Genomic DNA, 19,049 nt, shown 5'->3' with positions numbered 1-19,049 from the left:
GTAAGTCTTGGAATCAGCAGGTTTATTTTACACCATCATTCTTACGCATGAATTCATATACATGTCTTGCTTCGTCATCAGATAAATTCTGGTTAGGCATACGAACAAGGCAGAGCTCCAATTGTGCCATTGCTTTAGGATCTTTATCCAACATTTCATCAACATTGGTAACGAAATTCATGATCCACTCGGGCTTGTGGCGTGTTGTTACGCCTTTCCAACCGGGGCCAACCAGTTTCTCATCAGTAAGTTTATGGCAGCTTCCGCATTTCACATCATACACCTTCAATCCGGCTTCCGCCATCACTTTATCAAGTTCAGGTTTCACATCTACATTGGTAAACTTGCCTGCACCTCTTTCAGGATCATATGATGGGTTACCGTTATCAGTAGTAGTTTGAGTAGTTGATTCACTGTTTGTTGTTTTGTCGGAAGAACCTTGGTTACCGCAAGCATATACAAAACCTAGAAAACTGAAGACGATGAGCATTTTTTTCATGAGCTTATTTTTTAAGTTGGCAGATAAAATAACATGGCAAGATTACTATCACTTAAAACAGAACAATATGATTACAGTCATAAAAGAAACTGACTGATTACAATCAGGTAAAAGCAAGCGATAAGCTCGAAGGATGTTGAAAAAACTGATCAATATCAGTTAATCGTTTGCATTTTGTCAGAAACTGTGCGTCAGCAGCATAGTAATTTGCATCTATTATGCAGGCAACTACCAATAATATTATTGATCTGGATCTGCTCCTTGCATGGGGGGCAACCTTTCACAACCTTGAAAAAGGACAGGTGCTTTTTTGCGAAGACGATCCTGCTCATTTCTATTACCAGGTAGTGGAAGGAAGAATTAAAATGTGCAATTGCAACGAAGAAGGAAAAGAATTTATACAGGGTATGTTTGAAGCCGGCGAAAGTTTTGGCGAACCTCCTTTGTTTGATGGCGGAATTTATCCGGCAAGTGCAGAAGCCGATGAAGCTTCAGTGGTTATTCGCCTGCGAAAAGAAAATTTCCTCCAACTGTTGAAAGAAAACTTCGACATCCATTTTGGTTTTACTCAAACACTTGCACGCAGGCTTCGTTTTAAATCACTGATCTCAAAAGAAATTTCATCGTATGGTCCAATGCATCGTGTAAGCACGTTGCTGCAGGAGTATAAAAAAAGCAGGGGCATTGCAGAAAATGAATTATTAAAAATAGAACTCACACGTCAGCAGATTGCCGATATGACGGGTTTGCGGGTTGAAACCGTTATCCGTTCTATTCGTGAACTGGAACGTAATGGTCATTTAAAAATTGAACGTGGCAAAGTGTATTGCTGATATGAGCGTACGCATATTCCTGTATCAAATAAACATTTCACTTTGAGAAAATTTTTGCCTTAATATGACTTTCACACAACTATGGGCCAAGCGGGCTTTCTTCAATTTTACATTACTGGCGTTGGCGGGTGTATTACTTCGGTACAAAATTCTTTTCCCTTTGCCTGTTGTTGATCAGAAGCATTTACTGCATGCTCATTCACATTTCGCATTTGCGGGTTGGGTATCGCTGGCACTATTCATTGCTATTATTCACCTGTTAAAACCAAACGAACAACAGCAAAAACAATTCAATCGTTTATTGTGGGCACAGCAGATCAGCAGCTATGGTATGTTATGCACGTTTCCATTTATGGGTTATGCAGCGCCTTCGATTTTCTTCTCTACCCTATCCATTCTTGTTTCGTTCTGGTTTGCACTTGTTGCGTGGAAAATGATCAAAACAAACGATCAGTTAAGTTTCGAAAAGAAATGGTTGTACACAGCGTTGATCAGTAATATAATTTCAGCAGCCGGCACATTTACGCTTGCTTATTTAATGGCGAATAAGATCATAAACCAGGATCTCTATTTTGGCTCTGTTTACTTTTATCTCCACTTTCAATACAATGGCTGGTTCCTGTTTACCATTCTTGCATTGTTTTTTTCACAAATGAAACATCGAATGCAGATACAACATATACGCCTGGCTGATCTTTTCTTTTATCTCCTGTTGGCAACACTTATACCTGCGTGGTTCTTATCCATGTTATGGATGCGCTTGCCCGGCTGGATGGTTACATCGGGTGCCGTTGCATCAATAGTTCAGGTTGTTGCACTCTTACTTTTTATCAGGCTGTTAATACTAATGAGACAGCAGTTCAGACTTGTTTTTCACCCACCTGTTCATTTGATATGGCTCATTGCAGTTTTGGCTTTTGCACTTAAAATAATCATGCAGGGATTTTCTGCAATACCGGCACTTAACCAATATGCGTTTGGTATTCGTCCTATTGTTATTGGATTTCTGCATCTTGTTTTGCTTGGCTTTGTGAGTATGTTCATTATTGGCTACCTGTTGCAAAACCGCTTGGTTTATCTGCCAACAAAACTTGCGTTCAGTGGTTTTTGGCTCTTTGTATCTGCCATGTTTCTGAATGAACTTGTGCTGATGAGCCAGGGTATTGCAGCGATTTTCAGCAGCCCTTTTCCATATAGCAATGAACTGCTGCTTGTAGCAGCCTGTGGCATGTTCAGCGGTCTGCTGCTCTTCTACCGTGAACAAACAAGTAAGTATGCAGCTCTCCACCCTGCCACACAGCAGGTTAATGGATAAACTGTTTCCCTCATCTTTTACAAGGTCATTCACAAGCAGAATTTTATCTTATTTTCGGTTTCCAAACTACTTTGATGAAACAACTGCTTGTTTTTACTGCGTGGCTGCTATTATTGACAGCATGCGCTAAAAAGGAATCCACTCTTTTTCACGAAATAAAAAGCGCCGAAAGCGGCCTCACTTTCAACAACGCAATTATTGAAAACCAGCAACTCAACATGATCAACTACCAATATCTCTATAATGGTGGCGGTGTTGGTATTGGTGATTTCAATAATGACAACTTACCCGATATCTATTTTACAGCATCTGTTCAGCCAAACAAATTATTCATTAACCGTGGCAACATGAAGTTTGAAGATGTTACAGAGAAAGCAGGTGTTGGTGGTAATAAAAAATGGAGCCGTGGTGCAACAGTGGTTGATATTAATAATGATGGTTTGCTCGATTTGTATGTATCAGCCGCAGCCTGGCAAAATGCAGAACTGAAAAAAGACCTGCTATACATTAACACTGGTGTTGACATGGCGACCAATACTCCCCGTTTTACGGAAAGTGCTGCTTATTATGGCTTGGTTGACACAGTGAGTACCCATATGGCTTCGTTCTTTGATTATGATAATGATGGTGATCTTGATCTTTATTTGTTAGTGAATGATCTTAACAACGAGTTCCCCAACACATTCCGTAAAATAAAAAATGATGGCAGCGGTTTTACAAACGATGTACTTTACCGCAACGACTGGGATGCACAAAAACAACATCCTGTTTTTACCAATGTAACAAAAGAAGCTGGCATAACCTGGGAAGGAAACGGACTGGGTATCAATATTCTTGATATTAATCGTGATGGCTGGAAAGATATTTATATCAGCAACGATTATCTCAGTGGAAATGTTTTATACATCAATAATAAGAATGGCACTTTCACCAACCGCAATAACGAATACTTTAAACACGGAAGTTTAAATGCAATGGGTAATGATGCAGGCGACATTAACAACGATGGCCTGATTGATCTTGTTGAAATGGATATGATGCCTGAAGATAATTACCGCCAGAAGATGATGTTTAACCCCGTTGATTATAACTGGTACCTGTATTCTGCACAATACAATTTCCCCTATCAAACTGTACGTAATACACTACAGCTGAACCAAGGCCCACGCCTGTTAGAGAACGATTCAATTGGTGCGCCAGTGTTTAGTGAAATTGCCTACTACAGTGGCATTGCCAATACCGACTGGAGTTGGGCAGCATTATTGATCGATGCTGATAACGATGGTTATAAAGACCTGATGACAACAAACGGGTTGCCGAAAGATGTAACTGATCTCGATTTTATGGCTTATCGTGAAGGAAACACTGCTGGTTCTGCAAACGACCTGCTGCAAAAGCTTCCACCCGTACAGATCAGCAATTATATTTTCCGTAACAATCATGATCTGACATTTTCCAATAAAACAATTGACTGGGGCTGGAACATCCCTACCTACTCTGCAGGTATTGCTTATGCCGATTTTGATAACGATGGCGATCTTGATGTGGTGATCAACAATACCAACATGGAAGCCACCTTACTGGAAAACAAACTCAACGAATCAAAACAAAAGAAAAATTATCTGCGTATCCGCTTCCGTGGAGACACAAGTAACATCAATGGCATTGGCACAATTGCACATCTTTATTACAAAGGCGGTGAGCAGGTTGCAGAGCACACGCCCTATCGTGGCTATATGAGTTCAGTCGAAAATATCATGCACTTTGGTTTGGATAGTATTTCCACTGTTGATTCAATTGTTGTTTACTGGAATGATGGTAAGAAAGAAGTATTGAAAGATGTACTTGCCAATCAAACTATGACCATCAGCCAATCAATTTCTGCACAGCCAAATAATGAACAACAGCCAATCATTGCAACCGGTAATTGGTTTACAACTATCACTTCGCAAACAGGACTTAACTTTTTTCATAAAGAAACTGATTATGTTGATTTTAATATTCAACGTCAGTTGCCGCACAAATTATCACAGTATGGCCCTGCAATTGCAGTTGGTGATTTAAACAAGGATAGTCTCGTTGATATTGTGATTGGCGGAAGCAACCCAAATGCAGCGATCATTTACATGCAACAACCCAATCACCAATTCAGTATGAAACCATTGCATACCGGATTTCAACAAATAGCTGATGATGCCGGGGTTTACTTGTTTGATGCTGATGGCGATGCTGATCTTGATCTCTACATTGCAAGCGGAAGTAATGAACTGCCAAAAGGAAATGCAGGTTATGCTGACAGATTTTACTTAAACGATGGAAACGGCAATTTCAGCTATGATAGTCTTGCATTGCCGTTACTTATTGGCAGCAAGTCATGTGTAAAAGGAGCAGATCTTGATGCTGATGGCGATATTGATCTGTTTGTTGGCGGACGGAGTGTACCTGTTGAATATCCCAAACCAGAACAGAGTTATTTGTTGCGTAACAATTCAACAAAAGGCAAAATAAGTTTTGAACTGATCACAGACAATGCTGCACCTGCATTAAAAACTATTGGCATGGTGAGTGATGCAATCTGGAGCGATGCAGACAACGATAAAGATATTGACCTAATTGTTACCGGTGAATGGATGGGTATTCATTTTTTTAAAAATGAAAAAGGAAAGCTGCAACTTCAACCAACCATCACTGATAAACAAACCGGCTGGTGGAACTGCATTGCTGCTGCTGATCTTGATAATGATGGCGACATGGATTATATAGCCGGCAATTTCGGCAGCAATGGTTATTATCATGCAACAGAAAAACAACCGTTAACTATTTATGCAAACGACTATGATAATAACGGACGCTGGGATGCATTGCTTAGTATCTGGAAACCGAACAAGCTTCATGGCAATATGCAGGAGTTCCCCGTTGCATACCGAGATCAATTGGCTGAAGAAATTCCTTCAATTAAGAAAATATTCCCTGTATTCAACGCTTATGCTTCAGCAGATATGAAAAGCCTGTTGGGTAATTTCAAAAGGGAGAATGAGTTACAACGAACTGCTGTTACACTTACTTCTGTATGGATCGAAAATAAAGGCAAGTTTGAATTTGAAGTTCACCCTCTTCCTTTCAGTGCGCAATTCAGTTCTGTATTTGGTATAGCAGTAAGTGATTACAATGCCGATGGCAATCCCGACATCATTCTGACAGGAAACATGTTTGATATGCATCCCTTCCAGGGAAGAATGGACGCTTCGAATGCTGTTGTACTGCAAGGCAATGGTAAAGGCAACTTTACGCCATTATCAATTTTGCAAAGTGGACTATACGTACCGGGTAATGCAAAATCGCTTATTCAATTTCCATACAAAGGATCTATTGCAGTTGTTGCTGCACAAAACAGGGACAGGGCAGAATTCTTTTATTTAAAAAAGCTGCAATAAAATAAAGAACCCGGGTATGAATACCCGGGTGAAACCAACTGCATGTATGCTGAGAAAATTATTGATTTTCCAATTAGAAATAAGTAAAATTGATTGTTGAGTTCACAGGTTGCTGCCCAACAACTGTTGATTGCATAACTGCCGACTTAGGTACTCCGTTTGAATGATACTGGTAAGTATAATTTACCGTTTCTTCCAGGATATTATTATCGTCTTTATGAATTTCCGTGAGTATATTATTTGGAGAAGCCGGCACCCAAAGTAAATGCAACAAATCTTTTGCAGCATACAGCGGGTTTGTCTTATTGTCGAACGTATTTGTTACACTACCGCCAAAGATAAACAGATCAGGTTGCAAAGGATTTTGAACGAAGAACTCTGTTTTTTCTACGTTACCTGATGCGCTGTTTGTGAAAACAAATTTTAACCAGGGTTCACCGGCTGCTGAATAAATTTCTACTGACTTTAAAAAATTGTTTTGATAAGTGTAGGTTGTAACAAAAAGCTCTATTCCATCCTTTGTTTCAAATGAAGCCTCTGCCAATACACCGTTCTGGTAAATGGGAACAATTCGGATATCTTCATCAGACGTAATTTCGCTGATCTTACCCTGTGCATCGTAACTCACTTCATAATTCACCAGATCGCCCGATGTAACAAAATCATTTTTTAAAGCTGCAGTTTTTATAGTACCGTTTGCATTATATGTAAACGACACCTGATTGTCTGGCGACACAACAGTTTTGATCTTTGTGCTTGTGAAAGCATCTGATTTGTCTTTTTTGCACGAGGTGAGAATAAGTGCGGTGCTAACAAAGAGAGCAAACAGCTTAGCTGTTGATTTAAACGTAAATTTCATAATAATGATAAAGTTTAATGATTAATGACTTGACAAAGATCATTCAACTAACGTTGCACCACAACCGCATAAATATGTGAAATAAAAAAAGACCTGTAATACAGGTCTTTGGTGTTTGATTAGCATTTGTAAATCTTCTATTAATTATGATCCGTTGCAAAGATGCGGGTTGAATAACTACACTCCTATCGCATGAACATGTGGTTTGTAATTTTTTAACATTCACAGTTTTTTTACAAATCAACCATTACCAATTTATTGCTCACCGATGCAGGAATATCTTCACCTGACGCATTCATGGATATCTGATTCAGTCCATCTTTGTAACGAACCACTTTACTAAAACGAATACTTTCTTTGCTTTCAAAAATTCCGTTGAATTGCCTGCTGATCAACAACGGTGTTGCAGAGGCAGGATATACACGTAAACTTTGATAAGGAATGATGGTATCCCATAAAATTACGGGTACTGATGCTCCAGCTACCTGTTTACTAACCGAGAGACGAACTTCAGCCTGGATGCCGTCATAAACAGAACCTGAATAATCAGCTGCTTGCGCCAGACGAAATTCAACGGTCTTTGAAACAGGAATTTCTTTCTCGCTCACATCTGGTTTACTGCAGGAAGCAAACAAAAGCAAAAGAAGAGATGATGAAAAGGTTAATTTCTGCATTGTATAATTTTTTACTAAATCAAAGTAAAGAATTGCGCAGGCTTATTATGTCACATGAATATGTGATTAACAATTTTTTTTGAAATGGGAAGGAACCCGCTATTTTAATTTCGCTTCGGTTTTTACACCGCCTTCAATATAGAACAGGCGAACAATTTTGTCCATTGAAAACATATTCAAGCTGAATATCTACATCAGGCTCTGCAACATAAAACTTTGTTTTGGACTCAGCAACCAATTCAATATCCCTTCCAATATTCATAAACAACTTGCCTTGTTTTTCGATTACCTCAAAAGGGAAAACTGTCTCAAATTTACCTGCATACAGCTGAAGATTTTCAGAGGCCAATTGAAATGGCTTATGCGGATAAGGAATTACCACATCCTTATCAAACATGATTGCCGCAATTCCCCTTGGAAAAAAATCAAGATTTGTTTCTTTGTTTGCCAGAATAATGATCGTCACATCGTCCTCAACATAATTCAACATGACTGAACTGTAACCGGGAATATTTCCTGTATGAAATCTTACTTTCCGGTCGAACATATTATCGATAAAAATTCCATATCCGGCACCGCCTTCCTCACGGTTTGGCTGATTCATTTTAGAGAGATACTCTTTACCAATAATATTGCACGAATGGAGTGCCCTGTTCCAGTTCAATAAATCTTCGACCGTTGAAAATAAACCACCATCACTAAACCCCAATTTAAAGGGAACGACCATTTGCGTAATAATGCCTGCTGGCGTTTGTGTATACCCGAAAGCCCTTTTTGAAGTAACAGTATCTTGATGAAACAATCCACTGTTGTTCATCTCCGCTTTTTGAAATATATTCTTCTTAATGTAATCACCATAAGTCTCACCGGTTATTTGTTCAATGATATAGCCTAAAAGAATATAACCAGTATTACTATATCCCCAGAAAGAGCCCGGCGAAAAACTGAAAGGGAGCTTTTGGAAAAGTTTGATGATTGTGTCTTTCGAAAGTTCATTTGTATAATTCAATTGAAACAGCCCGGGTACTTGAGAATATTCCTTTATGCCCGATGTATGATTCAGCAGCATGTGTATAGTTACACTATCGCCTTTGGGATAGCCTGGAAAGAATTTACTTAATCTGTCATCAACAGAAAGCTTTCCCTGCTCTGCTAGTTGCAGAATAGCGGCTGCTGTAAATTGCTTTGTTAGCGATGCGATGGGAAAGCGGGTATCGGTAGTGTTTTTCACAGACCATTCTCTGTTTGCATAACCAAAAGCCTTTTGAAAGATAATTTCATTCTTTTTTGCCATAAGTACGGCCCCATGAAAATCATATACCGCAGCATAAGCTGTTGTATATTGATCAAGTTTTCTGTTATACTGAATTTGTGTCGAACCAAGTAAAGGCAATAAATAAAATACTGAGAACGCAAGAATGGATTTCAACATATACGTAAACTTGTTAGAAATTATGTTATTCTGCAAATCCATTTTTTAATCGAATTAAAAAAGGAAATCACAGATTGAAACAGGAATGATGTGTTTTGTTACTTTATCACTATCACTGAATTCGTATGTCCGTTTTCATTTCCTGTTACGTTGTTGGCAGGATCCAGTATCCAGTTACCATCTACTACATATTTGTACATATGTTTACCTGGCTCTGCAACAGTTTGTACAACCCACTCATCGCCTACCCGTTTCATTTTTACTGATGAAGGCGACCAATCATTAAAACTTCCTGCAACCGATACGGCTTTTGCATTGGGAAATCCTTTTAATCTGAACTCAACATTTACAACAACAGGTATTTCCTTTTGCACCTCTGCTACTAACCGTTTTAATTCCTCTTTCCACAACCCATTTGTAGTTGTTGCAATACTATGATTCATGGCAGCAAGATGCGCCTTGTGCAACGCTAACCTTGATGTTGTAAGACTATCCGGCTGCACACCCACTCCTTCCCAGTTTGTTTTGGTGATGGGATTGATGGCACGGCCAACAGGCAAAAACATGCGGAAGTGTTTGGTAAGTACTACACTCCCACCGGGGTTCGCACCTCCACCTGTTACTTCTCCAATTATTGTTGCACGTTTTAGATTTTTGAGATCATAGGTCATTTCTTCTGCACCGGAGAAAGTGGCGCCACTCGTGAGTATATAAATAGGTTTATTCAGATATTTCTTACCGGGTACTACTACCTGCGTCCATGTTTGCTGGGTAAAATTCCGTTCTCTCCAATACAGATCATTCAGATGTATCTTATCTGCAAAGAAATAGCTGCAGAGAAAGGGTATAACATTATCGCTCATAGCACCGTTTGAACGTCGAAAATCAATAATCAGAGCATCGGTATGCTGCACATAATTCATCATCGCAGCATAAAAATCACCGGCATATTCTGTTCCGCATAAAAATTTAAAATCAATGTACCCGATGTTACCTTTTAATATGTCAAGCTTTCTAACACCGTAATTCTCCAGTCGAAGAAACTCTGCATAGCCACTTTTTTCGTCTTCCGGCATCTGCATCAAATTAACACTGCGGTCTATGACCAAGGGCTCCGGTGAGAAACGAATTCCAACATGCTTATCATTACAAATGCTTCTCACGTCAGCTGTTAATTTAGCAGCAAATGCGTCAGCACTTGTAATTGTATCGTATGCCCTTTTTGTTTGCTGCTTTCGCAGATGAAGTTCGATTTGTTTTGCAGTTTCAGGAAAGATGTAACGTTCATTCATCAACTTAATCACACTATCAATCGCTTCTGATTTTTGCTCTTTTGTTATTTGCGCAGTAGTTGTATGAAAAATAAGAAGAAAAAAGATGACAAGGTTTATGACAGGCTTCATAAAAAGGTTTTGCCAAATGTAGCCAGTTGGCTATTACAGCAGCACCACATGAACATGTGAAAAAGAGGATCGCAGATCAGTCTTTTATAAAACGATAATGAAGTTGTACCAAACCCGTATCAAATGTTTTTACAGTTTGAAGTTCCAGGTTCTGTAAAGGGTTGCCCTGTTTAAATAAGGAGATGCCATCGCCAAGTAATACAGGTATGTACGAAAGATGAAGCTCATCCACCAGGCCATTCTGTAACAACCTGTTCACTACAAAAGCACCACCGTCAATAAAGATTGTTTTGCCATTTTTTTCTTTCAGTTCAGCTACCAGGTCAACTACATCCCCTGTGTAAAAATTTATTGTTCCTTCGGTGGCCCGTTCGGTTCTTGTAATGATATAAGCTTCCTTATCAGCATGAGGAAAAGCATAACCCATAGATAATACTTTATCGTATGTGTTCTTACCTAGAACAACTGTATCTACAGTAGAAATAAACGCTCCGTAACCGTAATCTTCGCCTTCCTTTTCAACCTTTGAAAGAAACGCAAGATCTCCATCGGGTGCAGCTATAAAACCATCAACACTGGCAGCGATATACACAACAACTTTCCTGCTCATAAAAATAACTTTATAGTTTACTGCTGATATTCTTCAGCATCATTTTTGCAAAACCATCTTCGGGATTAACTGCAAGTGCTTTGTTAAACCACTCAACAGCTTCCTTATATTTTTTTTGATTAACATACAGCTGTCCGGTTACATTATACATCGATGCCTCTTTCGGAAATTCCTCCCGACCCATATCAATCACCGCAAATGCTTTATCAAAATCCTTTAAGGTTTCAAACATATCTGAGTACATAATATACACCCAGGGGTTTGGAGTTTTATCATGTCCTTTTTCTTTGATGATCGCTTTGTAATTGGCACGAACATAATCAAAACCTTTCTGCTCTGTTACTTCCATTAATACATTCTCAAGATATTTTTCAGGCTTGCGGGTTTCTTTGTTGTAAAGAATACGCAAAATATTATTCGTTACTTCACGAGGATTCACCCTGTTATTGATCAATACAATCACAATGTATCCATCTTCCTTTACGATCTTGAGATCAGATGAAAAACCCTTACCACCTCCGCTATGACTATAAGTCCTTTTTCCAAAATCTGTTTGTTCATCAACCCAGCCAAAACTGTACTTATCTGCTCTGCCTGTTGCAACTTTTCCATTCCACATACTATCCCTCATAACAGGCGAAAGAAGTTTACCATTCAGTAAAGCCTTTGCAAAGCGATAAAGATCGATCACATTCGACTGCATACCACCATCCGAAAAAGCAGGGAATTCTTCTGCTGCGGCATTAATAAACGTTTTACCTGTATAGGCTAAGTATGGTGTTGCTTCATTGGGGGCTATGAAAGTGGCCGGGTAATGAATATATGAACTCTTGATGCCGGCTGGCTTAAAAATACGTTCCTCCAGGTTCTGCATATACGATTTGCCGGTAATTTTCTCAATGATCTTTCCCAATACAATAAATCCAGAGTTAGAATAATCATGTCGCTGCCCGACATAATCCAATGTTGGATCCATTGCAACCACATAGGGCATTACATCATCCAACGATTTTAATTGATGGCGCTCTGCTTCAAAATTTACATGCATCATGTAATTTCCAACACCGGAGGTATGAGTAAGAAGGTGGTGTACAGTAATACTATCAGCCTTTTTTATTTTATACTCAGGCAAAATAGATGCAAGCGTTTGATCAATGGCTATTTTTCCTTCCTGTACCAACTGCATAATAAGCGTTGCAGTAAAGGTTTTGCCCATTGATGCAATATTAAAATTAGTAGCAATGCGGTTTGGCACCTGCTCTTCTTTGTTAGCGTAACCAAATGCCTGTTGATACAACACTTCGTTGTTCTTTGCAACGAGTACACAGCCCGAGAATTGCTTGGTTTCGATATACTGCTGAATAAGACTGTCAACCTTTAATTTTTTATCTGCTGAAAGCTGTGCGAATGAATATTGAAGACCGAATGCGAATAAGAAGATGATAAGTTTCATATGTTAAATGTACTCGTGAATATATACAGAGGCAACCACATGAATATGTGAAAAGGGATCTTTTACAAGATCCCCTTCTTAAACCAACCGCTACTGAAAATGGTAATTGAATTATTGGTACTGATAGGTAAATACTATGGGAATGGTACTTCTGTCGTCTCTGTAAAGTTTTGTTGAAGGATAACCATCTGCATCATAGGTATATTCAAACGTGCTTGTTTGATACAGCTCACCGTTAGCTGCATAATGTCTCATACGACCGAAATTGTTCTTTTGAAATACAATGGATGGCAGATAAACTGTTCCAGGAAAAGGTATCTCAGGATTTTTAAACTGGTCGTATTGATCATATACTGTACTTCCGTTTAATACAAAAGGTCCGTCGTTGGTCATTTTTAAATAATACATCATCCGCTTTACATTTCCATCAGCATAATATTCAAAAATCTGCTTCGATTCCTTTGGCTGATCGATATCCGGCTGATTAAACTTTTCTCTCCACTCGATCAATTGTCCCTTGCTGTTATAACTATAGTTTATAACCGAAATTTCGCTCCCCATTGGTCTGAAACTCCGTACAACTTTCACCTGATTGCCTTCCGCTTCGTAAAAAACAGAACCTCCCTGGCTTCCTGCAGTATTGATCATGCCGTTAACATAAGAATAATTAACTGACATAACGGATGTGCCATTGCCATTTATGAACTGTATCGTATGGTTCGTCAAAAGTTTATTTGCATCATAGGTATACGAACGAAAATCAGTAGGTGATGAGGAAATTTTTGTTAACAGTTTTGATATTCGCTGCGGCTGATTTGCCGGTTTATTACAGGAAACAAGTAACAATAAAATAATCCCAAAGCTGATGAAGGTGTAACGCATAAGATTTCGTTTACAGGTTAAGAATAAATTTCGTTAACGATAGGTTGCTACATAACGGCACAGATCTATTTTAAGATCGCTGGTGCGAAATAGATATTCACCAAACAACTGTCGGCCGGCATTGATCGTAATGAAAATATAGGTATCATTTGCCGGGACATATAAAACCTGTGTTGTACCTCCTATTCCATCGCCTTCGTGTCCGTAAGTTATTGTTGGTACAGTTTTATTGTAACTTCCAAAATACTCAAGACCTAAGCCATAGTCAGGTTCTGTACTTTCTTTTCCCTGCACCCATGTACGCATTTCCTGTAAGGAAGCTGCACTAATGATATTGCCGTTTATGAGTGCGTCCATAAAACGGATCACATCCGTTCCATTAGCTGCAATACCTCCATAACCTTCCAACCCTTTTGCAATGGTGTTATTCCATTGGGTTGCATTTTCGAGCTGACCATTATTGTAACGCTCAAAATAGTAGTTAGGAAAACCAAGCTCTAGCATTTTTGTATCAGTGATATGATAGTAGGTCTTAGTAAGATTTAAAGGTTGCAGAATTTCTTCCTGCAAAACCTGTGCATAGGATTTGTTGCTTGCTTTTTCTACAACCCATTGTAACAGTGTATAACCACTGTTACTATAGAAAAAATCTGTTCCCGGTTCAAACAAGGCGGGTTTATCATAAATGAACTTTATTTTTTCTTCAAGACTCAATACTGTAAATGGATTGTTTAGTTGAAACAACTGAAAAGATGGTTCTACTGTATGATTCCGTAACCCACTGCTATGATTCATCAACTGACGAACAGTGATCTTATCACCGTTTGCAATATGCTTTAGTATATCCGGTGAAATAAAATCAGCTATAGGTGCATCAAGATTCAATATGCCTTTCTCTTTTAACCGCAATGCAACAGTTGCCAGGTAGGTTTTTGAAATACTGTAAACCCATGCAGCCATATTATCCGACATAGCGGTTTTTGTTTCAACTTTTGCATAACCACCGTTTGTAATATACCAGCCATCGGCATTCTTCACCATTACCTGGGCACCAGGTACACCTTTGGCAATATGTTTATTCAAAATAAAATCGAGACTGTCTTTCATTGGGTGATTCTCATTCTCCGGCAATGAGCCTGCAATGGGAGTAACAGCGGTGCTATATACATCCTGCCTGCAGGAAGCTAAAAGAAATAAACAGGCTACGGCCACAACGATCGAAATATGTTTCATGATCATTCAATTAATAAGTTGAGTAGGTGAATTATTTTTTTACTGAATATTTTACGCCCAGCAGAAAGAAAGAAGAAGGCAATGGTGTAAGATCAGGTGTGTAGTTGAATAATGCATTCAGCTGATAAGAAACATAAGGAGTAAATCTGCCTTTGGCTGTTTCAATTCCACGATAGCCAATACTTAACAGTGCCGGTACCTGTATAACTGCTTTTGAAGCTTTTCCTTCAACCCATTCTGTACCGTTCCACTTCAAAGGTTTTGATGGATAAAATGAAAATTGGTAGCCTGCACCGGCTCCAATTCCCAATTCAATTTTTTTTGCAATAAGAGGTGTGTAGTTAAATAACAGTTGTGTAAACAATGCATCACCTTGCTGCATGTGCCGGTTATAGCCCAACCTTAATGTTAGTCCAATACTGTTCTTTACGTTTAATGGCTGATGCACGCCAGCCATAACAACCGGCTGCATACCTTTTAATTCTGCTTTCAGAAAGGGGGCATAATAAGTTTGCACTCCTGCTGCTATCTCGTACCCAAGCGGCTTTGCCCGTTGCTGGGCAGAAAGTTTATATGCCCCGATCGTGAAAAGAAAAGAAAGAATGATGATAAGGTTAAGTTTCATGATAAGGTTTATTTGCTGCAAAGCTTCCAAATAAAAAACACTCACACAACCACATATCAATGTGATAATAAGAGATGCGATCTTTCAATCACATCTCTTTGATGAAAAGGTTTAACTCAGGCAGCTGTTAAAACAGATGAACGGTTTTGCTCAACCTGCTTCAAGCTGTTTTCGATTTGCAGGAAATGTCGTTGCTCATGTGCAATAAAAAAACGGAAAGTGTCGCCCAGTTTTAATTTAATGAGCTTGGTAAGTGAAATAGGAATACGGTTGTAGTCAAGGTTAGCCGTACGTGCAATCTGCAAGAGGTTGAGCAAATGATGTTGATGATTGATGAACTCATTCAACATTGCCACGGCATCAGGCTGAGCAGAAGGAACAGCGTTGGCAGGTGCTTTCATTTTACTTTTAAGTGTCTTTCCCTCTGTTGGCTTCATCAGGTTGGTAAAATAATTACCAAGCCAGCCGGGTGTAAAGTTTTGATTAGGCCCTGATTGATTGAGATGAAGTTTTGCTTCTATTGCTGTGATATAGTAACGGGCATAGATGTTTAAATGTTCCAGCACCTGGGCCACACTCCACTTACCTGGTTGAGGTTGTTGCGTCAGCAATGCTGCATTTGTATTTTGCAAAGCAGTGCATTGCAATAGTATTTCACGAACATCGCTTTGTAAAAGTTCAAGTAAGGTATTGCTGTTGATCTGTTTCATTGTTCTGAATTTTATACAAATTTCAACTGAGGTAACAACATCATTGTTGGTAAAAACCAAGATTTCTGAAACAGAAAAAATTCAGAGTTTAACGGAGCCCAGCAGCTTGCTGAAATTAGTAGCATCCATGCCGAGGTAAGAAGCAATGTATTTGTGTGGTACAAGGTTGAGGATATGCGGACTACGTTGCAACAGTGTCCTGAATTTTTCTTCATTGGTAAAACACTGCAATTCGATATGCCGTTGCAATGCACCTTTTAATGCATAGGCAGTAGCCTTGAATAATAATTGCTGAATATGCGGAGAAGACTTTGCCATCTGGTCAACTGCATCATACGAAATACGCAGGAAGCGACTGGCTGTTAATGTTTCAAGAAAATATAAAGACGGTGTTTGCGTAAGAAAGCTATCAGCCACTCCGCTGAAAGAAGGAGGATAAGTAAATACGATGGTGGCTTCTTTGTTACCATCACCTATGTAGAAGGCACGTTGCAATCCCTCCAGTACAAAATAAAGATGACGTTCTGTTTCGCCGGCGGCAGTAAGAATCGTTTTCCGCTTAACCGTTAACGGTTGCCAGCCTGATGTAAAACGTTCCAGCTCCGCTACAGGAAGTGGATAGATCTGTTGAACAAATTGTTTCAGCAATTCAATTTCCATCCAGCTAAAGATAAAGCAATGGCTGCTATTACAAAAAACTCATCAGTTATTTTCGGGATTACCTGTGCAGTTGATCAGCAGGTAACCATAACCTGTACCTGTTGGAACAACATAGATATGAGCCCACATTAAGTCGTTCATAAAAAATGATTTTAATAATGATATAAACGAAACTAATGTGAAGATAGATTGCAGTACCCCGTGAATCAATCGCATAACTGTGTGAATTGTGGAATTTACAGCGTGAAATGATGTGAGGAAACATCACATATATCGGCATTTAATGCGCCGGATTGAGCAAAGCAAAATAATGGAGATCAATATAGCGCCCGTTTTTCAGTTCGCATTCTTTGCGAGCACCTTCATGCGCAAAGCCAAGCTTTGTAAGCAATTGCATACTTGCATTGTTTTCGCCTTCAACAATGGCTTCGATCCGGTGCACATCCATTGTAGTAAATGCATACGCACAAATGGAGCGGATGGCTTCTGACGCATAGCCATGGCCTTGTTCTTCCGGCAATATCCAATAACCAAGCTCAACACATTTATGCTCCTGTTTGTACTGATGCAATCCGCCATTTCCAATTACCACAGCCGGGTTTTCTTTTTTGCAAAATGCCCACCAGATTCCCTCTCCCGTGTTATAAATTTCATTGTACCAATCGAGTTGAACCTGCACTTCTTCCAATGAATTATAGACAACCGACATGTGCTGATTCACCAACGGATCGCCGTAGCCTTTTAATACAGCGGCTGCATCCGTTTGTTCAACCTTTCTTAATACTAAACGTTCTGTGGTAAGAACAGGAAACATGTGAATTTCTTTCAGGCAAAATAAAAAATCCTGTTCTATAATAGAACAGAACATGTGTGATTATTTGTTGAGATCAACCATTAAACCCATCCGCACCGTTACATTCGGATCGAGATAAGGATTTGCAGCCACCCATCCATTTGTTTTTGCTTCTGCTTCGGCATATAGCTTCAGTGACTTTCCGGTTGGATAATAAGCACGCAGTTGCAAGAGACCTCCGGGCTCGGCTTTAGTGGATGTAAACAATTGGTCTTTAGGTTGCAGCCATAGCATTCCTCTTGCCTGCAATGGTATTTGCTTGCTGCCAGCACGTAGTTTGATCGAAGAATTTTCTACTTCAATACCCGGCCAAAGTTTTTCTTTGTTTCTGTAGCCATGCAATCCTACCAGCCACTGCGTTCCCTTTGTTTCGAGAAACACATCAAGACCAAGGTCATACCCAAACGAATTCAATATGTGACGAACTGAAAAGTTAAACGCCGTTTGCTCATTCAATTTGATGCGATGAATACCTACCATAGAAGGTGAAATGAAATTCAGATACTGCATCCGCCCCATCTTACTTAAATACTGATCTTCTTCGGCTGTAAGCTGACTTCGTTTGATGGCTCTGTTGATCCCCGTTCCGTTTGGATGTGTGCCACGGTTGCTGTACGGTTCATTGATGCGATGCAAATCGTATACCCATGCTGTAAAATCCCATCCCACAAAATCACGATCCATAACTGTTACTCCATATTTATTCATCGAGTCGATACTGGCATCGTAATCTTTTTGCTTGAACTGATTTACATAACCAATTGCCTGGTTGGTGACAAGAATATTCATGGCAACATTGGGCTGATTGGTGCGATGGAAAAAATTATCTTTCTGCAAAGCTCTTACCAATTGATATTGCGCCTCAATACCTGCAGCAAAACTCCGCACCATATTTTGTGGTGAAGTGTTTTTAAACCGCACCATGTCTTCATCCAGCACATGCGATACTGAACCACTTGGAATACCACCGCCAAAACGATAATAGGTTTCATCAAAGCTGGCGGCACATTGATGGGTAACACCATTCCTGTGAAACTCTTCGTGCAGCCAAACCGGACCAAACACCATGAGGTGATACGCCAACACATAATCAATTACACCGGCTGTTGCATTGGCAGCAAGCCGGTTCAGAAATTTCTTTTTCGGATTGACAGGTTTAATCCATTTGTTCCATAACCGGTTATTGAAATAATAATTTGTGGCATGCAGATTTTTTGTAACAGCAAGCGCCTGCTGCATGGAAGGACTTTCATACCCACGTATAAAATCGCCGAAGGTTGGACGTACAGTACCACCCGAAGGCAACTGCAGGCGTTTGTTGAACGACATCCCTGCTGCATAATTCATGTGCGGAAATTCAAGCACAGGAAAATCGAGCAGGAGGCGGTTTCTTATTTGTGATGAACTATCCTGTGCGGTTATTGTGCAGCAACATACAAGTGCTGCTGAAACAAGAAATGATCTGACCAATTGCATGACAAAGGTTTGATTGATGATAAAGTGGATGCAAAAATAGCCTGCTGTGCAGGCTATTGATGAAAGAGATGGATGAACTGTATATTTCAGCCCGGCCT

The 19,049-nt window shown here is 39.5% G+C and carries 17 protein-coding genes; 3 read left to right on the top strand and 14 right to left on the bottom strand.

Annotated elements, in window-relative coordinates:
* Positions 1–22: 22 nt before the first annotated feature.
* Positions 23–499, bottom strand: a complete 477-nt coding sequence (locus VK159_RS17960) for a c-type cytochrome (RefSeq protein ID WP_324231548.1) — start codon at positions 497–499, stop codon at positions 23–25.
* A gap of 218 nt (positions 500–717) precedes the next feature.
* Between VK159_RS17960 and VK159_RS17955 the strand changes: the two genes are divergently transcribed.
* The 3 genes from VK159_RS17955 to VK159_RS17945 all read left to right on the top strand — a co-directional run bounded on the left by VK159_RS17955 (position 718) and on the right by VK159_RS17945 (position 6,081).
* Positions 718–1,332 carry a Crp/Fnr family transcriptional regulator gene (locus VK159_RS17955; protein ID WP_324231547.1) on the top strand — a complete coding sequence of 205 codons (615 nt, stop codon included), beginning with the start codon at positions 718–720 and terminating at the stop codon, positions 1,330–1,332.
* A gap of 64 nt (positions 1,333–1,396) precedes the next feature.
* Positions 1,397–2,647: a hypothetical protein gene (locus tag VK159_RS17950; protein ID WP_324231546.1), complete on the top strand. Its 1,251-nt coding sequence runs from the start codon at positions 1,397–1,399 to the stop codon at positions 2,645–2,647.
* Between the two features lie 74 nt (positions 2,648–2,721).
* Positions 2,722–6,081: a VCBS repeat-containing protein gene (locus tag VK159_RS17945; RefSeq protein ID WP_324231545.1), complete on the top strand. Its 3,360-nt coding sequence runs from the start codon at positions 2,722–2,724 to the stop codon at positions 6,079–6,081.
* 73 nt (positions 6,082–6,154) lie between these two features.
* Here VK159_RS17945 and VK159_RS17940 read toward each other — a convergent pair whose 3' ends face one another.
* The 13 genes from VK159_RS17940 to VK159_RS17880 form a co-directional block, all read right to left on the bottom strand.
* A complete protein-coding gene (locus VK159_RS17940; protein ID WP_324231544.1) occupies positions 6,155–6,940 on the bottom strand; it encodes a hypothetical protein in 786 nt (261 codons plus the stop codon).
* Between the two features lie 233 nt (positions 6,941–7,173).
* Complete coding sequence (locus VK159_RS17935; protein ID WP_324231543.1) at positions 7,174–7,614, bottom strand: hypothetical protein; 441 nt, start codon at positions 7,612–7,614, stop codon at positions 7,174–7,176.
* A 133-nt stretch (positions 7,615–7,747) separates the two neighbouring features.
* Positions 7,748–9,046, bottom strand: coding sequence for a serine hydrolase domain-containing protein (locus VK159_RS17930; protein WP_324231542.1), 1,299 nt, complete (start codon positions 9,044–9,046; stop codon positions 7,748–7,750).
* A 98-nt stretch (positions 9,047–9,144) separates the two neighbouring features.
* Positions 9,145–10,449, bottom strand: a complete 1,305-nt coding sequence (locus tag VK159_RS17925) for a S41 family peptidase (RefSeq protein ID WP_324231541.1) — start codon at positions 10,447–10,449, stop codon at positions 9,145–9,147.
* Positions 10,450–10,525: 76 nt separating this feature from the next.
* A complete protein-coding gene (locus VK159_RS17920) occupies positions 10,526–11,059 on the bottom strand; it encodes a dihydrofolate reductase family protein (protein WP_324231540.1) in 534 nt (177 codons plus the stop codon).
* A 10-nt stretch (positions 11,060–11,069) separates the two neighbouring features.
* Positions 11,070–12,512 carry a serine hydrolase gene (locus VK159_RS17915; RefSeq protein WP_324231539.1) on the bottom strand — a complete coding sequence of 481 codons (1,443 nt, stop codon included), beginning with the start codon at positions 12,510–12,512 and terminating at the stop codon, positions 11,070–11,072.
* Positions 12,513–12,623: 111 nt separating this feature from the next.
* A complete protein-coding gene (locus tag VK159_RS17910; RefSeq protein ID WP_324231538.1) occupies positions 12,624–13,394 on the bottom strand; it encodes a hypothetical protein in 771 nt (256 codons plus the stop codon).
* 33 nt (positions 13,395–13,427) lie between these two features.
* Positions 13,428–14,627 carry a serine hydrolase domain-containing protein gene (locus VK159_RS17905; protein ID WP_324231537.1) on the bottom strand — a complete coding sequence of 400 codons (1,200 nt, stop codon included), beginning with the start codon at positions 14,625–14,627 and terminating at the stop codon, positions 13,428–13,430.
* A gap of 31 nt (positions 14,628–14,658) precedes the next feature.
* Positions 14,659–15,252 (bottom strand): hypothetical protein, encoded by a 594-nt coding sequence (locus VK159_RS17900; protein WP_324231536.1) that lies wholly within the window; start codon positions 15,250–15,252, stop codon positions 14,659–14,661.
* Between the two features lie 116 nt (positions 15,253–15,368).
* Positions 15,369–15,962, bottom strand: coding sequence for a DinB family protein (locus VK159_RS17895; protein ID WP_324231535.1), 594 nt, complete (start codon positions 15,960–15,962; stop codon positions 15,369–15,371).
* A gap of 81 nt (positions 15,963–16,043) precedes the next feature.
* Positions 16,044–16,622 (bottom strand): Crp/Fnr family transcriptional regulator, encoded by a 579-nt coding sequence (locus VK159_RS17890; protein WP_324231534.1) that lies wholly within the window; start codon positions 16,620–16,622, stop codon positions 16,044–16,046.
* A gap of 280 nt (positions 16,623–16,902) precedes the next feature.
* Positions 16,903–17,490 carry a GNAT family protein gene (locus VK159_RS17885; protein ID WP_324231533.1) on the bottom strand — a complete coding sequence of 196 codons (588 nt, stop codon included), beginning with the start codon at positions 17,488–17,490 and terminating at the stop codon, positions 16,903–16,905.
* Positions 17,491–17,496: 6 nt separating this feature from the next.
* Positions 17,497–18,951: a hypothetical protein gene (locus VK159_RS17880; protein WP_324231532.1), complete on the bottom strand. Its 1,455-nt coding sequence runs from the start codon at positions 18,949–18,951 to the stop codon at positions 17,497–17,499.
* Positions 18,952–19,049: the final 98 nt, after the last annotated feature.

This window comes from Lacibacter sp., assembly GCF_035299325.1.
In the GTDB taxonomy this organism is placed as follows: domain Bacteria; phylum Bacteroidota; class Bacteroidia; order Chitinophagales; family Chitinophagaceae; genus Lacibacter.
This window is presented reverse-complemented; position numbering and strand designations above follow the sequence as displayed.

Excerpts from the sequence above, each read along its gene's own strand:
- VK159_RS17960 (WP_324231548.1), bottom strand. The coding sequence starts at position 499 with ATGAAAAAAATGCTCATCGTCTTCAGTTTTCTAGGTTTTGTATATGCT.
- VK159_RS17955 (WP_324231547.1), top strand. The coding sequence starts at position 718 with ATGCAGGCAACTACCAATAATATTATTGATCTGGATCTGCTCCTTGCA.
- VK159_RS17950 (WP_324231546.1), top strand. The coding sequence starts at position 1,397 with ATGACTTTCACACAACTATGGGCCAAGCGGGCTTTCTTCAATTTTACA.
- VK159_RS17945 (WP_324231545.1), top strand. The coding sequence starts at position 2,722 with ATGAAACAACTGCTTGTTTTTACTGCGTGGCTGCTATTATTGACAGCA.
- VK159_RS17940 (WP_324231544.1), bottom strand. The coding sequence starts at position 6,940 with ATGAAATTTACGTTTAAATCAACAGCTAAGCTGTTTGCTCTCTTTGTT.
- VK159_RS17935 (WP_324231543.1), bottom strand. The coding sequence starts at position 7,614 with ATGCAGAAATTAACCTTTTCATCATCTCTTCTTTTGCTTTTGTTTGCT.
- VK159_RS17930 (WP_324231542.1), bottom strand. The coding sequence starts at position 9,046 with ATGTTGAAATCCATTCTTGCGTTCTCAGTATTTTATTTATTGCCTTTA.
- VK159_RS17925 (WP_324231541.1), bottom strand. The coding sequence starts at position 10,449 with ATGAAGCCTGTCATAAACCTTGTCATCTTTTTTCTTCTTATTTTTCAT.
- VK159_RS17920 (WP_324231540.1), bottom strand. The coding sequence starts at position 11,059 with ATGAGCAGGAAAGTTGTTGTGTATATCGCTGCCAGTGTTGATGGTTTT.
- VK159_RS17915 (WP_324231539.1), bottom strand. The coding sequence starts at position 12,512 with ATGAAACTTATCATCTTCTTATTCGCATTCGGTCTTCAATATTCATTC.
- VK159_RS17910 (WP_324231538.1), bottom strand. The coding sequence starts at position 13,394 with ATGCGTTACACCTTCATCAGCTTTGGGATTATTTTATTGTTACTTGTT.
- VK159_RS17905 (WP_324231537.1), bottom strand. The coding sequence starts at position 14,627 with ATGAAACATATTTCGATCGTTGTGGCCGTAGCCTGTTTATTTCTTTTA.
- VK159_RS17900 (WP_324231536.1), bottom strand. The coding sequence starts at position 15,252 with ATGAAACTTAACCTTATCATCATTCTTTCTTTTCTTTTCACGATCGGG.
- VK159_RS17895 (WP_324231535.1), bottom strand. The coding sequence starts at position 15,962 with ATGAAACAGATCAACAGCAATACCTTACTTGAACTTTTACAAAGCGAT.
- VK159_RS17890 (WP_324231534.1), bottom strand. The coding sequence starts at position 16,622 with ATGGAAATTGAATTGCTGAAACAATTTGTTCAACAGATCTATCCACTT.
- VK159_RS17885 (WP_324231533.1), bottom strand. The coding sequence starts at position 17,490 with ATGTTCTGTTCTATTATAGAACAGGATTTTTTATTTTGCCTGAAAGAA.
- VK159_RS17880 (WP_324231532.1), bottom strand. The coding sequence starts at position 18,951 with ATGCAATTGGTCAGATCATTTCTTGTTTCAGCAGCACTTGTATGTTGC.